The sequence below is a fragment of the Rhodococcus sp. KBW08 genome (assembly GCF_003852455.1).
GTDB lineage: Bacteria > Actinomycetota > Actinomycetes > Mycobacteriales > Mycobacteriaceae > Rhodococcus_F > Rhodococcus_F baikonurensis.
This window is the reverse complement of the sequence record NZ_QAJJ01000065.1, coordinates 1-1,543: the sequence shown is the minus strand read 5'-3', so window position 1 is coordinate 1,543 and position 1,543 is coordinate 1. Positions and strand designations below refer to the sequence as shown.

At 63.0% G+C, this 1,543-nt stretch carries 1 protein-coding gene; it reads right to left on the bottom strand.

Features of this window, described 5'->3' with window-relative positions; translation table 11 throughout:
- On the bottom strand, positions 1 to 1,543 hold a 1,543-nt coding region (locus tag DBV08_RS32060), incomplete at both ends, for an amino acid adenylation domain-containing protein (protein WP_124570137.1).

Here is a 1,543-nt window from a genome sequence, read left to right as displayed (position 1 = left end):
TGTCCGGGAGGGCTTTACGATCCAACTTCCCATGCACCGTCACCGGAAACTCCCCCAACACCACCACCACCGACGGCACCATGAACCCCGGAAGAGACCTCCGCACCCCCTCCAACACCGCCACCTCGTCCACCACCACCCCCACACACCCCACCACAAACCCCACCAAAAAATCCCCACCCACACCCGACCTCAACACCACCACCGCACCAGCCACCCCCACCTGAGCAGCCAACACCGCCTCCACCTCACCCAACTCCACCCGCTGCCCCCGCACCTTCACCTGAAAATCACTACGCCCCACAAACTCCAACACCCCACCACACCCCCACCGCACCACATCACCCGTCCGATACACCCGAGCACCCACCACCCCCGACACCGGATCCGCCACAAACCGACCCACCGTCAAATCCGCACGACCCTCATACCCCCGAGCCACCTGCACCCCACCCACATACAACTCCCCCACCACACCCACCGGAACCGGCCGCAACCGCGAATCCAACACCAACACCCGCGTATTCCACACCGGCCGACCAATCGGAACACCCACCCCCACAACACCCTCCACCACATGAAACGTCACATCCACCGACGCCTCCGTCGGCCCGTACAAATTCACCAACTCCGCACCACACACCCCCGCAAACCGCCCCGCCAACACCGACGACAACCCCTCACCAGAAACAAACACCCGACGCAGACTCGAACACCCCACCACCACCGAAGGCTCCCCCACGAACACCTCCAACATCGACGGCACAAAATGCACCACCGACACACCCCACCGCTCGATCACACCCACCAAATACACCGGATCACGATGCCCACCCGGATCCGCCACCACCAACCGCGCACCCACCATCAACGGCCAAAACAACTCCCACACCGACACATCGAACGACACCGGCGTCTTCTGCAACACCACATCCCCCACACCCAACGGAAACTCCCCCTGCATCCACAACAACCGATTCACCACCCCCGCATGCGAGACCACCACCCCCTTCGGACGACCCGTCGACCCCGACGTGAACATCACATACACCGCATGCTCAGGCAACAACACCCCCAACCGATCCCCCACCCCCACCGGACCACCCGAAAACCCCGAAACATCAACACAACCCACATCCACAAACCCCACCCCCACCGGCAAACACCCACCATCACCAGCCCGCGACAACACCACCACCGGATCCACCACCCCCACCACAAACCCCACCCGCTCCACCGGCGCACCCACATCCACCGGAACGAACACCCCACCAGCCCGCACCACCGCAAACACCGCCACCAACAACTCCACCGACCGCGACAACGCCACACACACCCGCGACTCCGGACCCACACCCAACGAAATCAACAACCGCGCAAAACGATTCACCCGAACATCGAACTCACCCCACGACAACACCACCCCACCACACACCAAACCCCCACCACCCACACCAGCAAACCGACCATCCAACACATCCACCAACGTCAAACCCCCCACAGCCACCCCCACACCATCCCAACCACCCACCACCAACCCACG